Source organism: Bacteroides sp. K03 (assembly GCF_019734355.1).
In the GTDB taxonomy this organism is placed as follows: domain Bacteria; phylum Bacteroidota; class Bacteroidia; order Bacteroidales; family Bacteroidaceae; genus Bacteroides; species Bacteroides nordii.
Window position 1 is genome coordinate 182,052 of sequence record NZ_JAASHC010000002.1, and the last position, 22,131, is coordinate 204,182.

Below are 22,131 nucleotides of genomic sequence, written 5' to 3' on the forward strand. Positions count from 1 at the left end.
TATGGCGAAGCGTTATGAAAAATATAAAGATAGCGGTATCGCTTGGATTGGGGAGATACCGGAGCACTGGAGCGTAAAAAGACTTAACGATATTGGCAAATACAGAAAAGGACCTTTTGGTAGTGCATTGAAAGTAGATTCATTTATTGACAAATCAGATGATGCTATAAAAGTATATGAGCAACAAAATGCGATAAAAAAAAGTGCAATCATAGGGGCTTCTTATATTTCCAAAGAGTATTTTGAAAATAACATGAAAGGCTTTGAAGTATGTGCTAATGATATCATTGTGAGTTGTGCAGGAACGATAGGTGAGTTATTCGTACTCCCTTCCAATATCGAAAAAGGAATAATAAATCAAGCCTTAATGAGAATGAGGATGGATTGTCGCTATGTCAATTTGTCTTTTTTCTTATATATATTTGATATACTATTGAGAGTAGAATCTGAACAAAGCAGTAATGGATCGGCAATGAAGAATATTCCACCTTTTGATATACTTAAAAAGATTAGAATACCATTAGCTAATATTTCAGAACAAGAGCAGATAGCGAAGTATTTGGATTGGAAGTGTGGGGAGGTTGATAGGATTGTGGAGGTGCGTGAGCGGCAGATTAAGTTGCTTGACGAATTGCGTACATCGGTTATTAGCCGTGCTGTAACTCGTGGGCTCAACCCCAACGCTCCGCTAAAAGATAGTGGTATTGACTGGATAGGGCAAATCCCAGAACATTGGGAGATTTGCAGATTGAAGAATGCTTGTTCTCTCAAAGGACGCATTGGATGGAAAGGGTTGAGGTCAGAGGAGTTTGAGCAAATAAGCTATGCATATTTAGTGACAGGGCAGGATTTCCATTCAGCAATAATTGATTGGACTAAATGCTATCAGATTAGCAAAGAGAGATATGATGAGGATCCATACATTCAATTATCTAATGGTGATTTATTAATAACAAAAGATGGTACAATAGGAAAGATTGCAAAGGTAAGTAATATGGACAAACCATCTTGTTTGAATAGTGGAATATTTGTGATGAAACAAACAAAAGCATTATTTGAACAGTCATATTTGTATTGGTTGTTAGAATCCTCGTTATTAAAAGAGTTTAATAATTATACAAGCACAGGAACAACTATTCTACATTTATATCAGAATGTTTTTGAGAATATGCCATTCATTATCCCAAGTCTTTCCGAACAGCAACAAATTGCAGAGTACCTTGATAAAAAAACAGAGGAGATAGATAGCACCATCGATAAATTCAAAGTGCAAATAGATAAACTCAAAGAGTACAGACAAGCACTCATTACAGAAGTGGTAACAGGCAAGATAGATGTTAGAGGCATCGAAATACCTACACCCAAAAGCAACTAACAGATAAAGAACCCTCTAAACGATATATATTATGACTCAAAGTAACTATATGATAAACAACCCGACAGAGACGGTGTTTGAAGATGTTATTGCGGCTCACCTTGCCTCAAGTCCACTATATAATCTCCGTACATCGGCTGATTTTGACATCAACCGAATGTGTGACCCCGTGATGCTCCGTCAATTTATCGAAGAGGGGCAACCGGAAACGTGGGCAAAGCTCTCAAAACGATTTGGGACGGAAGCTCTTGATCAGGTGATTCGTGAATATAACCATCAGGTAGACAATAACGGAATGCTCAAAACGCTCCGTGACGGATTTACGCTACAAGGCATAAAAATTAAGCTGCTACAATTCAAGCCCGACCAGAAACGTAACACGCCATTTGTGGCTCTATACAATAAGAACTGCTTCTCTGTTGTGCGTCAAATGCGGTACTCTACCGCTACAAAAGACAAAGGTAATGAGCTTGACTTGGCGATACTCATTAATGGCATTCCGTTTATCACTTGCGAACTCAAAAACGAAGGTACGGGACAAAACATTGTCAATGGTATGGAGCAATACCGCAACCATAGAGACCCTAACAACAGAATGTTAAAAAGTTGCTTGGTGCATTTTGTAGCAGATAACAATCGTGTAATGATGACTACAAAACTGTGTGGAGAGAATACGATGTTCTTGCCCTTTAACATCAACACCGACAACCCTATTATCGAAGGCAAATACGCAACGAGTTATATGTGGGAAGATATATTTCAGGCAGATAGTCTGCTCAATATCATTCAAGATTTTATCAAGCAGTATATCCCCAGAAAAAGTAAAACACGAGAGAGAGTAACCATCTTCCCTCGTTACCATCAGTTGCGTTGTGTTCGCAGAATCATTGCCGACATTAAAGAGAAAGGTAATGGCGAGAGCTATCTCGTGCAACACAGTGCAGGTTCAGGCAAGTCGAAAAGTATTGCGTGGCTTGCTCATCAACTTAGCGACCTGTTTGATGTAGAAGATAAGCCCTCTTTTGACAGTATTATAGTGGTAACGGACCGAATTATCCTCGACAAGGCAATCGCCGACGAGATAGAGGATTTTGCAACTGTTGCCGGAGTGGTAAAATCGGTAAAAAGCGGCTCTTCAAAACTTGCGACGGCACTTGAGAATGGGAACCGTATCATAATCACCACGATTCAAAAGTTTGCAAATGTTCGCAAGCACCTTGGTGAACTCAAAGGTAAACGTTTTGCAGTTATCATTGACGAGGCGCACAGCTCGCAAAATGGCGAAAACGCTAAAGACGTGAAAATTACACTCACAGACAAAGAACTTCTGCAAACAATTGTAGAGGAGAATGATGCGGAGATAGAGAACGATACCGATCGCTTGTTAGCTGAAATTCAAGCAGCACGTGGACAAATGGATCACATTTCTTATTTTGCCTTTACTGCTACTCCGAAAAAACAGACATTGGCTCTATTTGGACACAATGGAGAGGCATTTGATATTTACTCAATGCGTCAAGCTATTGATGAAGGGTTTATATTGGATGTTCTGGAGAACTACACCACCTTCAAATCTATGTTTGAGATTGTAGGAAAACAGATGGAAGATGAGAACGACGAGGAATATGATAAGAAAAAAGCTATGAAGCTTTTGATGCAGCATGTAAACGACCATCCATATACTATCTCATATAAAGCCGATATGATGCTTACTCACTTTATGAATAAGACTATTCACAAAATAAACGGAAGAGCAAAAGCGATGGTTGTCACAAGTTCTCGCGCCAATGCGGTAAGATACAAACAGGTAATAGATAAAATCATCGCAGAGAAGTATGGAAATCTAATATCTACTCTCGTGGCATTTTCTGGCAGCGTTGAAATAAACGCCCATACATATACCGAAGAGAACATGAATGGCTTCGGTATCAAGGATGCTGCAATACGTGATAAATTCAATGACGATAAATGCAGAATACTTATCGTAGCCAATAAATTCCAAACAGGATTCGACCAACCTCTATTGCATACAATGTATGTTGATAAGCAACTAGGTGGGGTGCAAGCAATTCAGACGCTGAGCCGACTTAACCGCTGTGCCGAATGGAAACAGGACACTATGGTTATCGACTTTGTGAATGAACAGGAGGAGATTCAGAAGTCATTCCAACCATACTATCAAACAACACGTTTGAGCGAGCCTATTGATACGCAAAAGCTCTATGATTTTAAATCAGAAATAGATAAATACAAAGTCTTTACGGAAAAACAACTTAACGAAGCAATAGAGGTATTGATAGATAAATCGCAAAAGCCAGAAGTGCTTTCACCACTATTCAGAACTATTATTGAAGAGCGTGTTGATCCCATGGAGAACGAAGAGAAAGTGAAGTTTCGTAAGCTTGTTGATCGATATGTGCGTCAATATACATTCCTTTCGCAATTAATGACATTTATCGATCCTCAATTAGAAAAATATTACCTGTTCTGTAAACTGCTATATAAGTTCTTGCCATACACTAAAGAAACTCTCCCTCTTGATATACTAAACCGTATCAATCTCGATAAATTCAAGATAGAGGAGTCAGCTAGTGGAACTATTCTGCTTGATAAAGAGGATGGTAACTTAAAATCAGGCGGAGATGGACGAGTAAATGCACCTAAACCGGGAACGCTCGGAACATTACAAGATTTGCTCAAAGAGATCAACGAACCGTATGCAGGTTTTCTACAAGAGAATGATAAGTTGATATACTCTTTGTTGCTTGAGGTACTTCAAGATGAGGATATTCAAAAAGCCTTCAGTGCTCAAAATACAGTTGATGTGTTAATTGAACTTGTGAAAGACAAGTTTACAGCTAAAGGTTGGGATAAAATCAATGAATATGTTAGTCTTATGGAGGTTATGTCTGGTAATCAGGCTTTTTCAGAAACTTTCTTCAGAAAGGCATTTGAGTTCCTTGCTGCGGCAACAACCAAATCAAATAGACTTAGTTACGACGAAGTAGTTCTCAAACAATTGATGTACGACAATCTTATCGGGGAATTTGAAGAGCTGGCAGGAGTAACCTATCGTGATCTTGAAGAAGTTATAGATTGGCTCTTTAAGATATTTAATGCTACAACGATTGAAAGTCTTGACGGACTCAATGAAATAGTAAAAGAGACTTTCAATAATCTATATCGTGCAGAGAATAGAGATATTGATTTACAGATATATTTTCAGACATTGGTCACTAAGTACGAAGCACTGTTGCGCAAAATATATTATATGAAAGAAGGAAAAGAACTTGTATCCGATAAGACATCAACAGGTTTAGTAAATGTAGTATATCAATTCCCAGATATTCAACGATTGTATAAAAATAAGGACCCTAAACTGGCTAATATGAGTACATTCTATAACTTACTTTATCAATGGCGAAATGACCAGGCACATCAAGCTCCAATTTTAAAATCAGGTGAGTTATCACCTGCTTTACATGCAATTGCTGCAATGTATGTCTATGCTGCAATGGTGAGTGCAACAGATATAGAGGTTGCTGGATATTAGTATTCTCAAGTAGTACATAGCTAAAGAGTTCAAGTTTTCTTGAGCTCTTTTTTTATTATGCAGATTGAATGAATTCATCCATATCACCTTTGTTGTGAAATTATTAATCATTTAAACGGTGATATGAAAAAGATTCTACTCTCTCTAATTGCCGCTGTCTCTATAACATCGTGTACATTTGGTCCATATTTGACTTATAATGTCGGACTATCCAACGTGGAGGCTCCTGCTGATGCAAAAACACAGTATGGAGATACTAAAATTATTAAACTTGACGTAGAAGAAAAAAACAACTACAAGTACGAGGATGCCTACATTGATATAATGTGGATCGTCACTTAGTGATATTGTGATACCGAACGATAATGTATATTACGTCAACGGACAGTATGGTGGATGGCGCAAAGGCAAATTATTCAATTTCCCTATTGACAAAAATAATATTGAGGAGCCAAAACAACTTTTCATTGGTAAAACTGTCCGCATATTATTCCCTATAATCATTCAAGATGTAAAGAATGAGTATGTTTTTGAGTTTAGAGTCGAAGATATTATTCAGAAAAAGTAATCTGTGCAGATAGAATGCACAACAGCAATATATCTTTGTATCAAATCAATAGTTCAGGATTTTCAAATAAGTAGTTTGCTTATATCAGCCGTGCAGACTACCCTTAACACAAGCAGGTTGATTCATCTAATTCTTTCATTTTATGGATTATTATTACGTAAACAAGAATGCTCAATCAACGGGTGAGCATGAGGTGCACAAAAGCACATGTAGTTATTTACCTCACAGTTCAAATCTAATTGGACTAGGTTATTTTTCAAACTGTGCGGATGCAGTTAAAAAAGCAAAAGAGTATTACTCTAATGTAGATGGTTGCTACTATTGCTGTCCAAGTTGCCATAAACGGTAAACAATGCACCAACGGAGAAAACAGGTTTTCATTATACCTGTAAATAATGAACAGAGTGATCCTTTCTGGAAAATTTGGGGTTATTAAAACTTGAATGATATGAGAGCACCAATTGGTACTACCGCATCTACAGGGCAAAAATGTCCTGAGAGTGGCGTATGGCAAGTGGTTGGAACACCTTCAACAACCGCTCCTATAGCCAAAGGTAACACTATGCCTCCATACGGAGGAAGAGCTGTAACATGGAAACTCATCCAGTACGCTTAATGTGTTACACAATAAAAGGGATTGTTTAATTACTAAATGATCCCTTTTCTCTATTATCGTATTAAAAAGATGGAAGCTATCGGCAAGTAAGAGAATAGAATTTCAAAATTCTTACTTCATATCCTTGAGTCTATTTCTACGTTAACAGTATTCCGCTAGATAGTTTTTCTTGGTGTCGGGTAATAAGAATGAAGCTTCCATAAGTTGTTCGGTTAGTGGATCCATACGAACAATCTATTGCCTTTGTAAAGAACCATAGCGATATTTTCTGCGGAGATGTTTAAGAAGCTATCTTCATATCGTTTTAAAGAATACAGGAACAATCGTTTAAACAGCTTTGGGTGAATTTTCATCAGTAAATGGAGTTCTACATTTATCAAATGTCACAGCTGGTACCGGAGAACGTTCTTATATGAATTACTCTAAAATGTCGGTATAAACGAATAGCGCACATTAGAACTTATTCGAATTAATAATCGGATAACAGTAAAAGAGGTAGCAGACTCTCTCTCACTTTCCTTACGGCAGGGTGAACGTATTATGTCTATATTAAAGGAGAAAGACTTAATTAAACATATTGGCTCTAATAAGTCGGGATATTGGGAAATATTTGTAACAGTTCAAAAAGAGGGAGACAAGAGGTAGAACGAAAGATTGATTACTATAATCTTGAAATGATAATCTCAGTAGGATACCGTGTTAACTCCCTGTAAATAATACATGACAAAAGTATTTACGATAGACTAAACTGTACAAAAGCACTACAAATAATCAAATATGAAGTATGCTTGTACAAAAGTTCTTCACTTTCTTTGAAGCATTTGCTTTATTTTTCATACATTTGCCTCTGCAAAGCATTTGTAACCCCAATGCGGAAACACCCACTAAATCAACCCTCTAAAATTGATTGGAAACTTCCGCAAATGGACTGAAAAAATGCGGTACAACACGTATATCGAAAAGTATGAAAACCAGCACATTGAATTTCCCGGTACTTTCAATGTAATTGTAAAAATAAGGCTTGTACCGTTTAAAAGAGCAAAACGCTGACAATTAATAGTGCGAATATGCTGCATCGGGAAATAGGTGGTGATTACTAACGATTAGCATAGATTACTATTGATTATATGACAGCTAAGAAACCGACTACATTATCACATATTCCTTGTTATGACAGCAGAGAATAAAATAAAGTATTTTGAGAATCGAGAAGATTGGCGAATATGGCTTGCTGAAAATTTTGAAACTGCCAATGAAATATGGTTTGTATTTCCCAGTAAATCTTCAGGCAAAAAAAGTGTTACATACAATGATGCTGTTGAAGAAGCCCTTTGTTTCGAGTGGATTGACAGTACAATAAAGTCGCTTGACAAAGAGCATAAAATTCAGCATTTCACGCCTCGAAATCCTAAAAGTACATACTCACAAGCCAACAAAGAGAGACTCAGGTGGTTGATGGAAAACAGGATGATACATCCCAAATTTGAGGATAAGATACGAAAGGCATTATCCGAACCATTTATATTTCCCAATGATATAATGGACAAGCTGAGAGAAGATAAAGGATTATGGCAAAATTATCAACGCTTTTCCGATGCATACAAACGTATTCGTATTGCATACATTGAAGCCGCAAGAAAACGACCGGAAGAATTTGAAAGGCGATTACACAACTTCATCGACAAGACGAAAGATAATAAAAGAATCACAGGCTTCGGAGGAATTGATAAATACTATTAAATCCAAACAAAATATCAGCATAGAAATTAGATCAGTGGTCATAAAAATACGATCACTTTATATGTGGTCACATTTTTGTAATGTAACCTATTAATATATAGCAATAATCACTACCAATGAGTTATTCGACAGCTATATTCAGGTGACTAATTTCACCGTAAAATAATCTATTCCCCTCTTATAAGAAAGGCAATCAGCAAAGTATAGCTATTTGATTACTATCCTATTTGCAATAGTAATAATTTGTATCATCAGCAAATAATCAGAGATAACTTTGGAATGTACTAATCTCAAAATTGTGAAGCACGAAGCTGCCAGAAAGCTACAGCAGCCGCAGCGGCTACATTGAGCGAATCAACACCACGCGCCATGGGGATACGAACTACGTAGTCAGCCTCAGCAATCGTTTCACTCGAAAGCCCCTCCCCTTCGTTACCCATCACGATAGCCAATTTGGATTCACTCATCAAGACAGGGTTATCAATGGAGATAGAGTTATCCGTGAGCGCCATAGCAGCCGTACGGAAGCCCCATTTTCCCAAGTCACTGAGAGGACCATCCATCCAAGTCCATGGCACAAAGAAGACGGCTCCCATAGACACCCTGACCACACGGCGGTTCAACGGGTCGCAGGAATTACGCGTTAGTAATACAGCATCAATTCCAAGAGCGGCTGCCGAACGGAAGATAGCACCAATGTTAGCTGCATCGACAACACTGTCAATTACAACAATACGCCGGGCTTCCCGGCATACCTCTTCCATACTACGTGGAGCAGGGCGGCGCATGGCACAGAGAACGCCACGTGTCAGGACATAACCGGTCAGCGTAGCAAGCAATTCTCTGCTACCGGTATAGACAGGCACATTATCACAACGCTCAATAATTTCAGCAGCATCACCGACAATATGTTTGTGTTCACACAAAATGGCTAAAGGTTCATAGCCGGTATCCAAAGCTCGCTTGATAACCTTCGGACTTTCAACTATAAAAATCCCCTTATCAGGCTCGGTACGATTGCGTAACTGAGTTTCAGTAAGAGTGCTGAATACCTCAACTCCCGGATGAGATAAAGATGATATTTCGATAACAGGCATACTATTGCTTATAATTTTGAATTAAACATGCAATCGCTTCATTCACAAAACGATTCATTTATAAATGGCTACCTTAATAACTCCGTCCAACTTATTTTCAAATATACGATAGGCTTCCTCAATCTCCTTCAACGGAAATCTGTGCGTAATAAGAGAGGTTGTATCTATCTTACCTTCCTCAATCAGATTAAGAATCTCGGCACAGTCGCAGCCATCCACTCCACCTGTTTTAATAATCAAGTTCTTGCCATATATATCGGGCAAAGGAAGAAGTTGAGGTTTATCATAGAGAGCTACGATAGTAACAATGGCATTGGGACGGGCACACTCCCACGCCAAGCGGAAAGTATCTTCACTACCAGCTACCTCTAATACAACATCAGCACCACCATGGTCACTGTTTTGAATCACAAAGTCTTTGCAGTTTTCTGATTCCACTACCAACACATCAGGATAATGTTCACGCACGAACCGGATTCTTTCCGGAGACTTTTCACAGACAATAATACGCCGCGGCTTCTTCAACATCACACACAATAATGTACAGATTCCGGTAGGACCGGCGCCAATGATAAGAACAGTATCGTCCTCGGAAATCTCTGAGATACGGGTTGCCCAAAAACCTGTTGCAAGCACATCGCCAACAAACAAAGCCTGTTCATCACTGACTGTATCAGGAATACGGTTTAGCCCTTGGTCTGCATAAGGAATTCTGACATATTCTGCCTGACCGCCGTCAATGCGGCAACCTAAAGCCCAACCACCATTGGAGTCGGTGCAATTGTTAACATATCCCCGCTTGCAAAAGAAACATTCTCCGCAGAAAGTCTCGACATTCACAGTTACTCTATCGCCGGGCTTGACTAAAGTGACATCAACCCCCACCTCCTCTACGACACCCACCATCTCGTGCCCAACTGTTGTTCCAGGGATGGCACGCGGCACACTACCATGTTTGATATGGAGGTCACTGGTACAAATGCTGCCAAGAGTCACTCGTATGATTGCATCCCGTGAATTTATTATTTCCGGTTTTGGCTTCTCCCGCAATTCAAATTTTCCATGTTCAACGTATGTGTAGGTAAGCATAATATCCTTTTCATTAATTAATAGTTCCATTCCATTGCAAAGATAGTGATTTCACAGTAAAACACCGACCTTATATCACAGTCAATAACATCAAATAGATCACTCACTTTCAACTATCATACCACCACTATTTCCAATCAGATAACATTTAGTAAAAGATTACAATCTTACCGAATATGATTCTATATCCATCATCATACAACCAAGGAAGATGAACCGGAAAGAAACTATATCCGGCAATTATAGCGATACAAATAGGATGCAACGAAACAAAAATAAGCAGCCTCAGCTATTTAGTTAAAATTTGCCCAAAGTTTCCTTCGCAATGATAAAAGAACAAAGCGTTTATTGGACTACTATTGGAAATCCTCCTCTTTTCTGTATATTTACGCCCTTATTTTTAGTTCTCAAAATGAGCAAAACTATTCAAAACCTACTAAACAATAAAACCGATGCAGAAAATAAACGCAGTAATCACAGGAGTCGGAGGATATGTGCCTGATTATATCTTAACTAATGATGAAATTTCTAAGATGGTAGATACTACCGACGAATGGATTATGGGACGTATTGGTATAAAAGAAAGGCATATATTAAGAGAAGAAGGACTTGGAACTTCATATATGGCTCGCAAAGCTGCAAAACAATTGATGCAACGTACCCAATCTCACCCGGATGATATTGATCTGGTAATTGTAGCTACTACCACTCCTGATTATCGTTTACCTTCAACCGCCTCCATATTATGTGATAAACTGGAATTAAAAAATGCTTTTGCCTTTGATGTACAGGCTGTTTGCAGCGGATTCCTTTATGCATTGGAAACCGGAGCGAATTTTATACGTTCAGGAATATACAAAAAGGTTATTATAGTAGGAGCTGATAAAATGTCGTCGATAGTAGATTATACGGATCGTGCAACCTGCCCGATCTTTGCCGACGGTGCAGCCGCCTTTATGCTTGAGCCAACCACTGAGGAGCTGGGTGTTATAGATTCTGTTTTGAGAACAGATGGCAAAGGGTTGCCTTTTCTACATATTAAAGCAGGTGGGTCCGTATGTGCCTCCTCCTACTATACGCTGGATAACCATATGCATTATATCTATCAGGAAGGACGTACGGTATTCAAATATGCCGTAGCAAATATGTCGGATGCCTGTGAAGCTATTATTACAAGAAACAACCTGAATAAAGGTGAAATCGATTGGGTGATCCCACATCAAGCCAATCAGCGCATAATAAATGCTGTTACACAACGCCTGGATATGCCGGAAGAGAAAGTTATGGTAAATATAGAACGCTACGGTAATACAAGTGCCGCTACACTTCCTCTTTGCATATGGGATTATGAAAATAAACTCAAAAAAGGTGATAATCTGATTTTTACAGCATTCGGAGCAGGTTTTGCCTGGGGAGCCATTTATGTTAAGTGGGGATATGACGGCACAAGAAGATAATCTAGCGTTATTTAAGGCCTGTCTCTAATTTGATCAGAAATGAACTAAACTCACCACAAAGTTTCATAGAATTCACAGAGTATTATTTATCTGATGAAACGCGGATTAACACAAATGAACGCAGATTAAAAGACTGTAGTTCTTTATCTTTGATTTGTTTCCCTTTGCGAAAATCTACGTTAATCTGCGTTTCGATAAAAATTTAAAACTCTGTATTACTTTGTGGTGAAATCATTCAATATTTCTCTTTACGTTCAAACTCACCTTCTTCGGTATAATATTTCCATGTACCTTTGGGTTGGTTATTTGCATATTTCCCCCGGAATTTCAGCTTACCATTTTCATAATATTCACGATAACGCCCATGCCGTTTCCCTTCCTTGACTTCCGCTTCACTTTTCAATGCACCGTCGGGATAAAATTCCCGCAAGATATTTCCTTCAAACTTCTCGACATAAAAACGTTTTAGTTCGCTCATCTGTTCTTTCTCAGTGTCAGCATCTTCATTCATTTCTTCATCTTCTTCATCGGTGACAACTGCAACAACTTCTTCGGGTTGATACGGTTTATAATCCATCACATATTGCAAAGAGGCCGATTGGCTATTCCCTACAATCTGCATAGACCAGCAAGGAAACGAAAACAAAACATCTTTATTAGCCTGTATCTCATTCCACGTAGTAGCATTCATCATCGGTTTCAACTGAAAATAGAATTTATGCATATCCGTATATAGGAAAATGGTAGAATTTGAACTCAAATACGAAAACGCATTTCTAAATCCCGGATTATTTTTCAGTAGATTCTTTTGTTCGTAATCCTCTACAAAGGAGAGCAAAGATGAAGCCTTGTTACTGAAAACAACATAATCATCTACATACGTATAATATGGCTTTTCAAATTTATCAAATAATCCTCCAAAGAACAATCGGAAGAAGCCTTTCATTTCCACATAGTTAATTTCAAAATCCTTATAATTAACCGTTTTAATCTTAACCGGAGTACGTCGCTTAATCTTCTTTTCAATAAACTCCATGTTCTTACGGGCATCTTTCATGTTTTTAGCCCTGATAGCCAAAATTAATTCCGGTTCGTGCCCCAGCAAGCCTGGTTCGGATTGGGTAATGGCAAACTCTCCGGACATCCAACTCAGAAAATTCTCTTCCAAAGAGATACCAAATAATCCTTCGATCTTTTTACGGGAGCTTTCATAAGAACTATACAGCTGCTTATCATGGAGAGAAAGGGCGTTTTCTAACTCCTTGACAAAGGTTACAGGGTTATTGAAACCAATATTAGTATAAAGAGCCGTTCGCCCAGACAGAATCTCATGCGCTTTCATTTTGTGCCTTCCCGAATTCAGTAAAGCAGTTACATAAGGATCGGCTGTGTCTTTCCGGAATGTATACCCTTTTACCTCCATCCGGTCTTTATCCGTATTAAAAAAGAGTCCTGCAAAATTCATAGAGTTACTGAACATATCAACATACTCATTTTTGGCTCCCAGATAAATATTCATAAATTGTGGCAGATGTGCATAGTTTACAAAAACTCGGATAAGTCCTTTACCGGAAACCAGCTTTTCTGCTTCAATAAAAGCATGATCGAGTCCTATTTTAGGTTTACTACGTGAGTCAATGGCCGATTCAACAAGTCCGGACGTATAAGAAGCCACAAAATGATTATCTACAAAAGCACAATAAAAAATATCACGTGTATCCGGATCACGCATTTCGAGAATGTTAATGCCACTATATTGCCGGTTAGTAACCGTATTACCCGTCATTGCCAGCACCGTTTCAATCTGATCCTTTAATAAATCCATCTTGGATGCTTTCTGCATATCCAATATGATCAGAAAATCCCAGTCGGTTGCACGAACTTTATGGAGTGAAATAAGCATATCCCGTTTACCCACAAGTGACAGCAATACTTTGTTACTTTTAACTATTGAATCAAGCATTTCGACACTCTTTGTGACCTCTTCAAAAGATTTTGCTTTCTTCAGACATTTCCATGTTTCGCTTCCGCTGAATTTTTCCCAGTCGTTTACCGGAGCTGATGATTGAATGATAAACGCAGCGTCCTCCGGAACAAGATAAATTTGCTGAATATTATGATCGGGCGAGACAAATAGATGGACTATAGAATATACAATATATACTACCAATGCCAATCCTACCGTAACTAAAGTTCTTTTTACGATTTTTTGCGTGTTCTTTTTCTTTTCGGGTTCAGAATATTGTTCTTGCTGCCCGTTGTCCAATTCATTCATCATTAATATATTATTAACTTGATTGGACAAAACTACTAAAAAAAGATGAAAGATGAAATTATAGATACAGAAATACCGGGAAAACAATGTACATTTCAAAATTTTCCCGATATTTGCATTACATGAGTTCAGTGACTCAAAGATTGCGAAAGTATATAAAGTATATTTGGAATATTACTTTAATAAAGACTATTTATGATCGCAGACCTTACTTATATCGACAGTGAAACCATCTTCAGAAGGCATAAATTTGCCTTTTCTTTTAAGAAATTCTATCAATTCGTCAATATTCATATCGTCAGCAGAACAAGCGTAAAAATGTTGGTCTTTGCCAAACTTATTAATAATGGCTTCTTTTAAAGTGATTTCCGAATAACTGTTGCCTTCCATCATATGGAGGACTTCATGAGCATGTAACTGTTCCATAACTAATTTATTTTTGGGCAAAGATAACAGGATACACAGTTTAAAAGTAGTAACCTATGTTACAAAACCCAATATAAGTGAAGCAAAATAGTATTTTTTAAGATTATAAATACAGTTCTATAGATTTATAAGTTACCCAATAAGTAGAACAAACTTGTAACTATGGAGTTATATTAATAAAACAACTGTATCAAAATCAACTACAATAATAATAACTAATTAAAAAGAAGTATGAACACATATCAAAATTCATTTGATGGAAATATCCCGCAAGATGTAACTGCAAGACCGGGAGAGAACGCTATATTCATTGTCTACAGTCTAAAACACTCGGCAGATACAATCGAAAAAGTAAAAGATGTATGTGCCAACTTTTCTGCAATGATACGCAGCATGCGTAATCGTTTCCCTGATATGCAATTCAGTTGTACGATAGGTTTCGGAGCTGATGCATGGAGCCAATTATTTCCAGAAAAAGCCAAACCTAAAGAATTAAGTACCTTCAAAGAAATAAAAGGGGATAAATATACAGCAGTATCTACTCCAGGAGATATCTTACTACACATCCGAGCCAGACAAATGGGGTTATGCTTTGAATTTGCCTCTATTATTGATGAAAAGTTGAAAGGAGTTGTCGAATCTGTTGACGAAACTCATGGGTTCAGATACATGGACGGAAAAGCAATTATCGGTTTTGTAGATGGTACAGAATCTCCCGCCGTAGACGAAAATCCCTACTATTTTGCAGCCATTGGTAATGAAGATCCAGATTTTGCAGGAGGTAGTTACGTGTTTGTACAAAAGTACATTCATGACATGATTGCCTGGAATGCACTCCCGGTAGAAGCACAGGAAAAGGTTATCGGCCGTCACAAGTTCAATGATGTTGAATTGTCGGACGAGGAAAAACCGGAGAATGCCCACAATGCAGTTACTAACATTGGAGACGATTTGAAAATAGTACGAGCCAATATGCCATTTGCCAATACCTCAAAAGGAGAATACGGAACCTACTTTATTGGTTACGCCAGTACGTTCAGTACTACCCGGAAAATGCTGGAGAATATGTTTATAGGCAGTCCTGTTGGTAATACCGACCGCCTGCTGGATTTCAGTACACCGGTAACAGGGACACTCTTTTTCGCTCCCTCATACGATTTGCTTTCCGAACTTGGCGAGTGATTATTCCGGCATTATTGATTTTATAATAAGAACAAAGAGGATATTTATTTTTAAGTATCCTCTTTGTTCTTCATAACACAGTCCTATCGTTTTATTCATAATGATTCTCTGTCAGTTCTTTGTAGTTATAGAACTTTTGAGTACCTTTGTTAAGAAAGTCACTCAAATAAATTTACTTATCAAGAATATATATGAAAACCAATTTTGATTATAACTCAGTACCCGGTAACTTCACTCATTGCCTCAATAAGCAATGCTCACATGCAGCAGACTGTCTACGCCATCAGGTAGCGCTCCATATCCCATCTAAACGGGATACTATCAACATAGTGAATCCGGCATACGCAACTATTAACGGTGGAGAAAACTGTTCTTTTTTTAAGGTGGACCAGTTATTGCGTTATGCATCAGGTATCATACATTTACTGGATAAAGTTCCGCATAGTGATGCAGTCGTCATCAAACAACAGATGCTTGAACACTTCGGACGAAATGCTTATTACCGCTTCAGACGTAAAGAACAACTTATCACTCCCTCTGAACAAAAATACATCCGACAGTTATTCCGCAAAAAAGGGATAATGGATGAACCTGTATATGATGAATACGTAGAACAATATGAATGGTAAAACGAAATTTATTCTCAACCTATATGAAACAACTGTTTCAACATATTGAGAAAAGTTTCTCAATATGTTGAGAATAAATTCTCAATAGGTTGAAACTAGTTTCTCAACGTATTGAAATAGAATGAAACACTTTAAAAGCCCCTTTACTATATTTACTCATTGGAAGAAAGAACAGATATGGCAGATAATTATATAGAAAAGCAGTACGAACAATACGAAGCAAGAAAAGCAGCTTGGGAGAGAGCCCGGAAATATGGCAAGCCAACAAGTACAATGAACCGGAATAAACAGGTTAAGCCAGTCATGGAGAAGAAAAAAAAACGAGTATTCGTGACCGGAGGTGCCACAGGGATTGGTAAAGCTATTGTAATGGCATTTTGTACTGCAGAAAGCTACCAGGTGGCGTTCTGCGATAAAAATGAGACAGCAGGGCAACAAACTGCAAAAGAGACCGGAGCGACATTTTATCAGGTGGATATAAGTGAAAAAGAAGCACTCGAACATTGCATGCAACGCATTTTTATGCTCTGGGGCGATATTGATATTATTATCAATAATGCAGGTATCAGCGAATTTTCTCCCATTACCGAAACAAACATAGAAGATTTCGACAAGATACTCTCTGTCAACCTGCGTCCGGCATTTATCACATCTCGCCTGCTGGCTATCCACCGTAAAGCTCAAACCTCCTCGAATCCATTCGGACGAATCATTAATATTTGTTCCACCCGTTATTTAATGAGCGAACCAGGCAGTGAAGCTTATGCAGCATCCAAAGGTGGCATCTATTCACTTACCCACGCACTGGCACTCTCACTCTCTGAATGGCATATAACCGTCAATTCCATTGCTCCGGGTTGGATACAGAATCATAATTACGAACAACTTCGCCCGGAAGATCATGCACAACATCCTTCGGGACGCGTAGGAAAACCAGAAGATATTGCCCGGATGTGCCTGTTCTTAAGCCAGGAAGAGAATGACTTCATCAATGGTGAAAACATTACTATCGACGGAGGAATGACCAAAAAGATGATTTATATGGAATAAAAACATTCCACAACTTTTATTCTCCACTGAACGATATTAAACCTAGGCAGAAAAGAGTTTCAGCTACAATAGTACAATTCTTTTCTGCATTATGTCTTTTATCTGTGCCCGTAACTGGCGGGCATTAATCGGTTTGGGCATATATCCGTCGAAACCACTTTCCATCACACGTTGTTCATCCGAAGCATATGCAAATGCAGTAATAGCGATGATAGGTACTTTAGCCGAATATTTACGAATTTCCTGTGCAGCTTCATAGCCATCCATCACAGGCATATTGATATCCATCAGGATGATTTGCGGATCTTCTTTTCTAAACATATCTACCGCCTCTTGTCCATCCCAGGCATGAATCAACTGATAATCATTCTTCAGAATCGATTCAAAAAGCTTGTAATTACTATCATTATCTTCGGCAATCAGGATAGTCAGTTTATCCTTTTCCACAGATATAGGCTGATATTCCTTCTTTTCGCTTATTTCCTCCTGTCCCGCAGGCTTATAGGGCAATGTAAACCAAAAAGTTGACCCGTTACCTTCTTCAGATTCAACGCCAATACAACCTCCCATATGATTTACCAATGTCTGACAGATAGACAACCCCAGTCCTGTTCCCTGTGCAAAATTATTCAGCTTCACAAAACGCCCGAAAATACTCTCCTGCTTATCTCTCGGAATACCGCATCCGGTATCGGACACATAGAAGTATAACTCTTTTCCCTGCAATTCATAGCCAAAGCGAACGCTCCCTTCCGATGTGAATTTTATCGCATTTGTTATCAGATTGATTAACAATTGTGAAAGCCTGTTTTTCTCTATATGAACAGGGCATATATCCAATGACGGTACAAACTCCAGACAAACAGTATCCGATTTTAACCTCAACTGCAATACACTCTCCAGCTCCTTCATCACACTATTCAGTTCTACATTAGAATAATGAAACTCTAATGTTCCTGCTTCTATCTTCGACAAATCCAGAATATCACTGATTAGCTGTAGCAATAATTCATTATTATTCTCAATAATGCTGACATACTCCTGCTTTTCCTGTTCTTCTTCCGTAGAGGCCAGTATTCCCGAAAAACCGACAATTGCATTCAGCGGAGTACGGATTTCATGGCTCATATTGGCAAGGAAAGCAGATTTCAGGCGATTGGATTCTTCTGCACGGTTCTTTGCAGTAGTCAGTTCCAACTCCATCTTCTTACGATTGGTTATGACCTGTGACGAACCGATCAGTGTGACCGGGTTTCCTTCTTCATCACGTTCTTGCACGGCTGCCTGTGCTTCCACCCAATCTATCTTGTGCACATGGTTTTCTACATTTACCACCCTATACTCCTCTTTCACTTTATCCGATTTACCTTCTATCAGATCGTGATATGCCTGTTCTACCCTCTTACGGTCCTTTTTGTATATCTTCGAGAAGTATTGTGAATCGGGTACTGCCAACTGCTCTTCGGGCACATCACTTTCCACTGTACTCAATTCTATCGGCCTGTTGATATCACATAAAATAGTTTTGCTTATCAAATCCCACTTCCAGGGAACAATATTCGCCACATCAAGTGCCATCGCCAACTTATTGTTTGTAGTGCTCAGCTTCTGCTGTGCTTTATGCAAATCCGTACTATCCATACAAAATACATCGATTATCCCAGAATTACGAGTTCCTTTCAGCACCACATCATAAAATGTATCAATCTTCTTAAAATAATAAGGGAATGTGATTGCCCTGTTCTCAGTCAGTGCCTTCTGAGTAAAATGTAAAAACTCAGGAAGAGATTCGGGAAACAATTCACTTGCCTTCTTACCGACCGCATCTTCCCGACGAAAGAAGTTATTCTCAAAATGAGAATTTACATTCCGGTATATCATATCAACCGGAACTCCGGCCTTATTCAGCACCAATTCCTCCTGCATATAGAGTATAGGCATATTATTTACCAGATTCTTATAATCGGCCATCGTATCTATTTCTTTTTGCTGAATTTCTCTGAGTCTTTTTAATGTACGAATACGGAATGTAAAAAATAAAATGAGTACAAGAATACAAAATGAAGCCCCCAGAATGAAGTAATGATATTGTTCCCAAAAAGTAAGAGGTTTATTGAGAAAGTGCGTATTTTCAGGACACAAAGAAGGCGATATATCCTTTCGCAGTAAGGCTTTGTAATTAATAACCGGCACGCCATCCACAGAACGATAAAAAGGAATATTACGCGGTTGTCTGCCTTCAAGTACTTCTGACAAAATACGTATAAGCTCTTTATCATAACGTTCCCAGTCGTGCACATAGCCACCAACCATTCCACCGTCGGCAGTAACGCCAATTGTATTAAGAACAAACAAAGGGGCAGCCACTGTAGTGATCACTTTATGAGCATTTGTAACAAGCGAAGTATTACCTGCAAATGTACGCTTATAATACCATGAAGAAAATAATATTCCAGTAGTCTTTGCATTAACACGATACAACGAATCAACCAACAGATTTATAGGTAGTATCTGAGGAGATAAATATTCATATTCAACAGAAGGATATTTCTCTTTTATAACCTCTCTGACTTCGACCTCATTGATTACATTAATAAAACGTTCATCTCCTATAAAAATAAACTTTTTCATATCAGGAATCATTTGAGATATCAACTCCACATTTTTCTCTATATACAAATCCGAATACAAAAGAACCAAATTATACGGGTCTGCCAACTGAGTAATGGGAATACGTTCTGCTTGTGGAATTACTTTCTTATGCAAATAATATTTGTCGGGGCCTGTATAATCTTTTTCGGCACAAAGCACCATCGGGATATCTCCCCATACTCTTTTAAAATCTTCTTTTAACAATAGAGCAGGATCCCCCAGTAACAGTAGCAGACGTGGAGGATAAGCACCGTATCTTTCAAAAAGAGCCGATTTGAATTCTTCCAGATCGGTCGCATCATCATCTATCAGCATCATATTCATATGCTCGGTATAAACAGCCAACTGAGGATCTTCTGCCACAAACCGAGTAGTTGCCGAAATCATACGACTACTCCAGGAGGTTGCTTCTGTGTATGCATTGATAACAAGAATATAACCTTTCTTGTAGGCTGTATCGTTCTGGGCAATTATTAAATTTACAGATAGCAGGCATAAAAAAAGAAGAAGGCATCGTTTGATTACGACCACAGGAAAAGATTTAATGCAAGAAATAAGTATCATAAAAAATTAATATATCAGTTTGTCAGCTTATGCAGCGACAAAATTATCAAAAAAGAAATGAACGATGCAATATTCTTCCAACAAAAGCACTATACAATATACATTTTATTAATAATAAACACCAATCCAAACTAATATGCAAAGTTTACCGTATTTTATTCGATGATACTTGCAATACTGCTTAAATAGAATTTATTTTGCAAAGCGTTATAACAACCCGGAAACAAGAAACCATATGCTGCATCCTTTCATTCACAAAGTTACCCACTTGCCCCTGCCGGAGCAATTTACATATCCGTTTCATTATACGCCACATCCGCTCTGCCTGATAGCCACAGAAGAAGTACAGTACTATATCAAAACCCAGAAACAATGGGAACAGGAATTGCAGCAAGGAAAAATGTTCGGAGTATTAGTGGCACAAACCCCTGATGGTGAGATAGGCTATCTGGCAGCTTTCTCCGGAAACCTTGCCGGCAAAAACCTACACTCCTACTTCGTACCTCCTGTATATGATTTACTCCAACCCGACGGATTTTTCAGAATAGAAGAAGAAAAAATCTCTGCCATCAACATTCAGATCAGACAGTTGCAGGAAGATAATTATTATCTGGCACTCAAACAGAAACTGAGCGAAGAAAACATTCTGAACCGACAAGCTATAACTCAGGCTAAGGCAGCTTTGAAAGCAGCCAAAGAAGCACGTGAACTTCGACGTATAAACAATCCCGATGAGGCAGAACAAGCAGCTATGATACGCGAAAGCCAGCATCAGAAAGCAGAGTTCAAACGACTGGAAAAGCATTGGAAAGTTCGCATTACTGCCCTGCAAAAGGAAACAGATGATTATACAGCAAAAATAGAAGCTCTCAAAAACGAACGCAAAATGCGGTCGGCAGCCCTGCAACAAAAGCTTTTTGAACAATTCAAAATGCTGAATGCCAACGGAGAAATAAAAGATCTATGTACTATCTTCAAACAGACCATACAGAAGACGCCTCCTGCCGGTGCCGGCGAATGTGCTGCTCCCAAACTATTACAATATGCCTATCTGCACCAACTCAAACCCATTGCCATGGCCGAATTCTGGTGGGGCAACTCTCCAAAAGCAGAGATACGCCACCATGGTTACTACTATCCAGCCTGCAAAGGAAAGTGTGAACCTATTCTGAAGCATATGTTACAAGGGCTGAATGTAGAGCCCAATCCATTATCGAACGATCTTCACAAGAAGACAACACTCGAAGTTCTTTTTGAAGATGAGCAGTTGCTTGTTGTCAACAAACCCGCCGGCATGCTTTCCGTGCCCGGAAAAGGAGAAATAAATTCTGTCTATCAACACCTGAGAACCCAATATCCTGATGCTACAGGCCCAATGATTGTACACCGTCTGGATATGGCTACTTCGGGAGTGCTGCTTGTTGCCAAAACCAAAGAGACACATCAGAATCTGCAGGCACAGTTCAAAAATCGTACAGTAAAGAAGCGTTATATTGCTTTACTGGACGGAATCATCGCACCGGATGAAGGCATTCTGAATCTTCCACTCTGTCCGGATCCTCTCGACAGACCCCGGCAGATAGTAAATAAAGAGTATGGTAAAACCGCCATCACCAAATATCAGGTTCTCGAACGCAATGAATCTCAAACACGTATAGCTTTCTATCCACTCACCGGACGGACGCATCAATTACGTGTTCATGCCGCCCACCCGCTTGGTCTTAACTGCCCTATTACGGGAGACGAGCTCTATGGAAAGCAAGCAGACCGGCTTTATCTGCATGCCGAATACCTGGAGTTTGTACATCCGGTTTCCGGAGAGATCATTCGTATTGAAAGAAAAGCGGATTTCTAACAT

The 22,131-nt window shown here is 38.8% G+C and carries 16 protein-coding genes; 11 read left to right on the forward strand and 5 right to left on the reverse strand.

The features are described 5' to 3' along the window. Position 1: 1 nt before the first annotated feature. The 6 genes from HCG69_RS01855 (at position 2) to HCG69_RS01880 (ending at position 7,852) form a co-directional block, all read left to right on the forward strand. Positions 2-1,375, forward strand: coding sequence for a restriction endonuclease subunit S (locus HCG69_RS01855; protein WP_221648626.1), 1,374 nt, complete (start codon positions 2-4; stop codon positions 1,373-1,375). Positions 1,376-1,406: 31 nt separating this feature from the next. Then, the gene (locus tag HCG69_RS01860; protein WP_221648627.1) at positions 1,407-4,928 is read left to right on the forward strand and encodes a type I restriction endonuclease subunit R; all 3,522 of its coding nucleotides are present in this window, start codon (positions 1,407-1,409) and stop codon (positions 4,926-4,928) included. A 123-nt stretch (positions 4,929-5,051) separates the two neighbouring features. Beyond that, complete coding sequence (locus HCG69_RS01865) at positions 5,052-5,270, forward strand: hypothetical protein (protein WP_221648628.1); 219 nt, start codon at positions 5,052-5,054, stop codon at positions 5,268-5,270. 674 nt (positions 5,271-5,944) lie between these two features. After that, positions 5,945-6,112: a hypothetical protein gene (locus tag HCG69_RS01870; RefSeq protein ID WP_192916946.1), complete on the forward strand. Its 168-nt coding sequence runs from the start codon at positions 5,945-5,947 to the stop codon at positions 6,110-6,112. A 599-nt stretch (positions 6,113-6,711) separates the two neighbouring features. Next, complete coding sequence (gene rhuM, locus HCG69_RS20605; protein WP_370634102.1) at positions 6,712-6,825, forward strand: RhuM family protein; 114 nt, start codon at positions 6,712-6,714, stop codon at positions 6,823-6,825. A gap of 457 nt (positions 6,826-7,282) precedes the next feature. Beyond that, positions 7,283-7,852: a YdeI family protein gene (locus HCG69_RS01880; RefSeq protein ID WP_221648629.1), complete on the forward strand. Its 570-nt coding sequence runs from the start codon at positions 7,283-7,285 to the stop codon at positions 7,850-7,852. A 290-nt stretch (positions 7,853-8,142) separates the two neighbouring features. On the opposite strand, the gene HCG69_RS01885 is transcribed toward HCG69_RS01880, so the two are convergent. Then, positions 8,143-8,949, reverse strand: a complete 807-nt coding sequence (locus HCG69_RS01885; RefSeq protein ID WP_221648630.1) for an RNA methyltransferase — start codon at positions 8,947-8,949, stop codon at positions 8,143-8,145. A gap of 54 nt (positions 8,950-9,003) precedes the next feature. After that, positions 9,004-10,038 (reverse strand): alcohol dehydrogenase, encoded by a 1,035-nt coding sequence (locus HCG69_RS01890; protein WP_221648744.1) that lies wholly within the window; start codon positions 10,036-10,038, stop codon positions 9,004-9,006. Between the two features lie 452 nt (positions 10,039-10,490). On the opposite strand from HCG69_RS01890, the gene HCG69_RS01895 reads away from it, so the two are divergent. Then, complete coding sequence (locus HCG69_RS01895) at positions 10,491-11,495, forward strand: beta-ketoacyl-ACP synthase III (RefSeq protein WP_221648631.1); 1,005 nt, start codon at positions 10,491-10,493, stop codon at positions 11,493-11,495. 235 nt (positions 11,496-11,730) lie between these two features. Here the strand turns inward: HCG69_RS01895 and HCG69_RS01900 are convergent, their stop codons facing one another. Together HCG69_RS01900 and HCG69_RS01905 are read right to left on the reverse strand one after the other, a co-directional pair. Further along, positions 11,731-13,770 (reverse strand): toxin-antitoxin system YwqK family antitoxin, encoded by a 2,040-nt coding sequence (locus tag HCG69_RS01900; RefSeq protein ID WP_221648745.1) that lies wholly within the window; start codon positions 13,768-13,770, stop codon positions 11,731-11,733. 189 nt (positions 13,771-13,959) lie between these two features. Beyond that, on the reverse strand, positions 13,960-14,196 hold the full coding sequence (locus HCG69_RS01905) for a YecH family metal-binding protein (RefSeq protein WP_221648632.1): 237 nt from the start codon (positions 14,194-14,196) through the stop codon (positions 13,960-13,962). A 231-nt stretch (positions 14,197-14,427) separates the two neighbouring features. Between HCG69_RS01905 and HCG69_RS01910 the strand changes: the two genes are divergently transcribed. The 3 genes from HCG69_RS01910 to HCG69_RS01920 all read left to right on the forward strand — a co-directional run bounded on the left by HCG69_RS01910 (position 14,428) and on the right by HCG69_RS01920 (position 17,057). Beyond that, complete coding sequence (locus HCG69_RS01910; RefSeq protein ID WP_221648633.1) at positions 14,428-15,378, forward strand: Dyp-type peroxidase; 951 nt, start codon at positions 14,428-14,430, stop codon at positions 15,376-15,378. Between the two features lie 191 nt (positions 15,379-15,569). After that, complete coding sequence (locus HCG69_RS01915; RefSeq protein ID WP_221648634.1) at positions 15,570-16,007, forward strand: DUF6078 family protein; 438 nt, start codon at positions 15,570-15,572, stop codon at positions 16,005-16,007. Positions 16,008-16,184: 177 nt separating this feature from the next. Next, the gene (locus tag HCG69_RS01920) at positions 16,185-17,057 is read left to right on the forward strand and encodes an SDR family NAD(P)-dependent oxidoreductase (protein WP_221648635.1); all 873 of its coding nucleotides are present in this window, start codon (positions 16,185-16,187) and stop codon (positions 17,055-17,057) included. 63 nt (positions 17,058-17,120) lie between these two features. Here HCG69_RS01920 and HCG69_RS01925 read toward each other — a convergent pair whose 3' ends face one another. Continuing rightward, entirely contained in the window at positions 17,121-20,273 is a 3,153-nt protein-coding gene (locus tag HCG69_RS01925; protein WP_221648636.1) for an ATP-binding protein, read from the reverse strand. Between the two features lie 235 nt (positions 20,274-20,508). Here HCG69_RS01925 and HCG69_RS01930 point away from each other — a divergent pair, with 235 nt between their 5' ends. Next, the gene (locus HCG69_RS01930; RefSeq protein ID WP_221648637.1) at positions 20,509-22,128 is read left to right on the forward strand and encodes an RluA family pseudouridine synthase; all 1,620 of its coding nucleotides are present in this window, start codon (positions 20,509-20,511) and stop codon (positions 22,126-22,128) included. The last annotated feature ends 3 nt before the right edge of the window (positions 22,129-22,131 follow it).

Bases quoted from the DNA above. Each gene is read 5' to 3' on its own strand.
- HCG69_RS01890 (WP_221648744.1), bottom strand. From the start codon at position 10,038: ATGCTTACCTACACATACGTTGAACATGGAAAATTTGAATTGCGGGAG.
- HCG69_RS01895 (WP_221648631.1), top strand. From the start codon at position 10,491: ATGCAGAAAATAAACGCAGTAATCACAGGAGTCGGAGGATATGTGCCT.
- HCG69_RS01900 (WP_221648745.1), bottom strand. From the start codon at position 13,770: ATGAATGAATTGGACAACGGGCAGCAAGAACAATATTCTGAACCCGAA.
- HCG69_RS01880 (WP_221648629.1), top strand. From the start codon at position 7,283: ATGACAGCAGAGAATAAAATAAAGTATTTTGAGAATCGAGAAGATTGG.
- HCG69_RS01870 (WP_192916946.1), top strand. From the start codon at position 5,945: ATGAGAGCACCAATTGGTACTACCGCATCTACAGGGCAAAAATGTCCT.
- HCG69_RS01930 (WP_221648637.1), top strand. From the start codon at position 20,509: ATGCTGCATCCTTTCATTCACAAAGTTACCCACTTGCCCCTGCCGGAG.
- HCG69_RS01905 (WP_221648632.1), bottom strand. From the start codon at position 14,196: ATGGAACAGTTACATGCTCATGAAGTCCTCCATATGATGGAAGGCAAC.
- HCG69_RS01915 (WP_221648634.1), top strand. From the start codon at position 15,570: ATGAAAACCAATTTTGATTATAACTCAGTACCCGGTAACTTCACTCAT.
- HCG69_RS01910 (WP_221648633.1), top strand. From the start codon at position 14,428: ATGAACACATATCAAAATTCATTTGATGGAAATATCCCGCAAGATGTA.
- HCG69_RS01855 (WP_221648626.1), top strand. From the start codon at position 2: ATGGCGAAGCGTTATGAAAAATATAAAGATAGCGGTATCGCTTGGATT.
- HCG69_RS01885 (WP_221648630.1), bottom strand. From the start codon at position 8,949: ATGCCTGTTATCGAAATATCATCTTTATCTCATCCGGGAGTTGAGGTA.
- HCG69_RS01860 (WP_221648627.1), top strand. From the start codon at position 1,407: ATGACTCAAAGTAACTATATGATAAACAACCCGACAGAGACGGTGTTT.
- HCG69_RS01865 (WP_221648628.1), top strand. From the start codon at position 5,052: ATGAAAAAGATTCTACTCTCTCTAATTGCCGCTGTCTCTATAACATCG.
- HCG69_RS01925 (WP_221648636.1), bottom strand. From the start codon at position 20,273: ATGATACTTATTTCTTGCATTAAATCTTTTCCTGTGGTCGTAATCAAA.
- HCG69_RS01920 (WP_221648635.1), top strand. From the start codon at position 16,185: ATGGCAGATAATTATATAGAAAAGCAGTACGAACAATACGAAGCAAGA.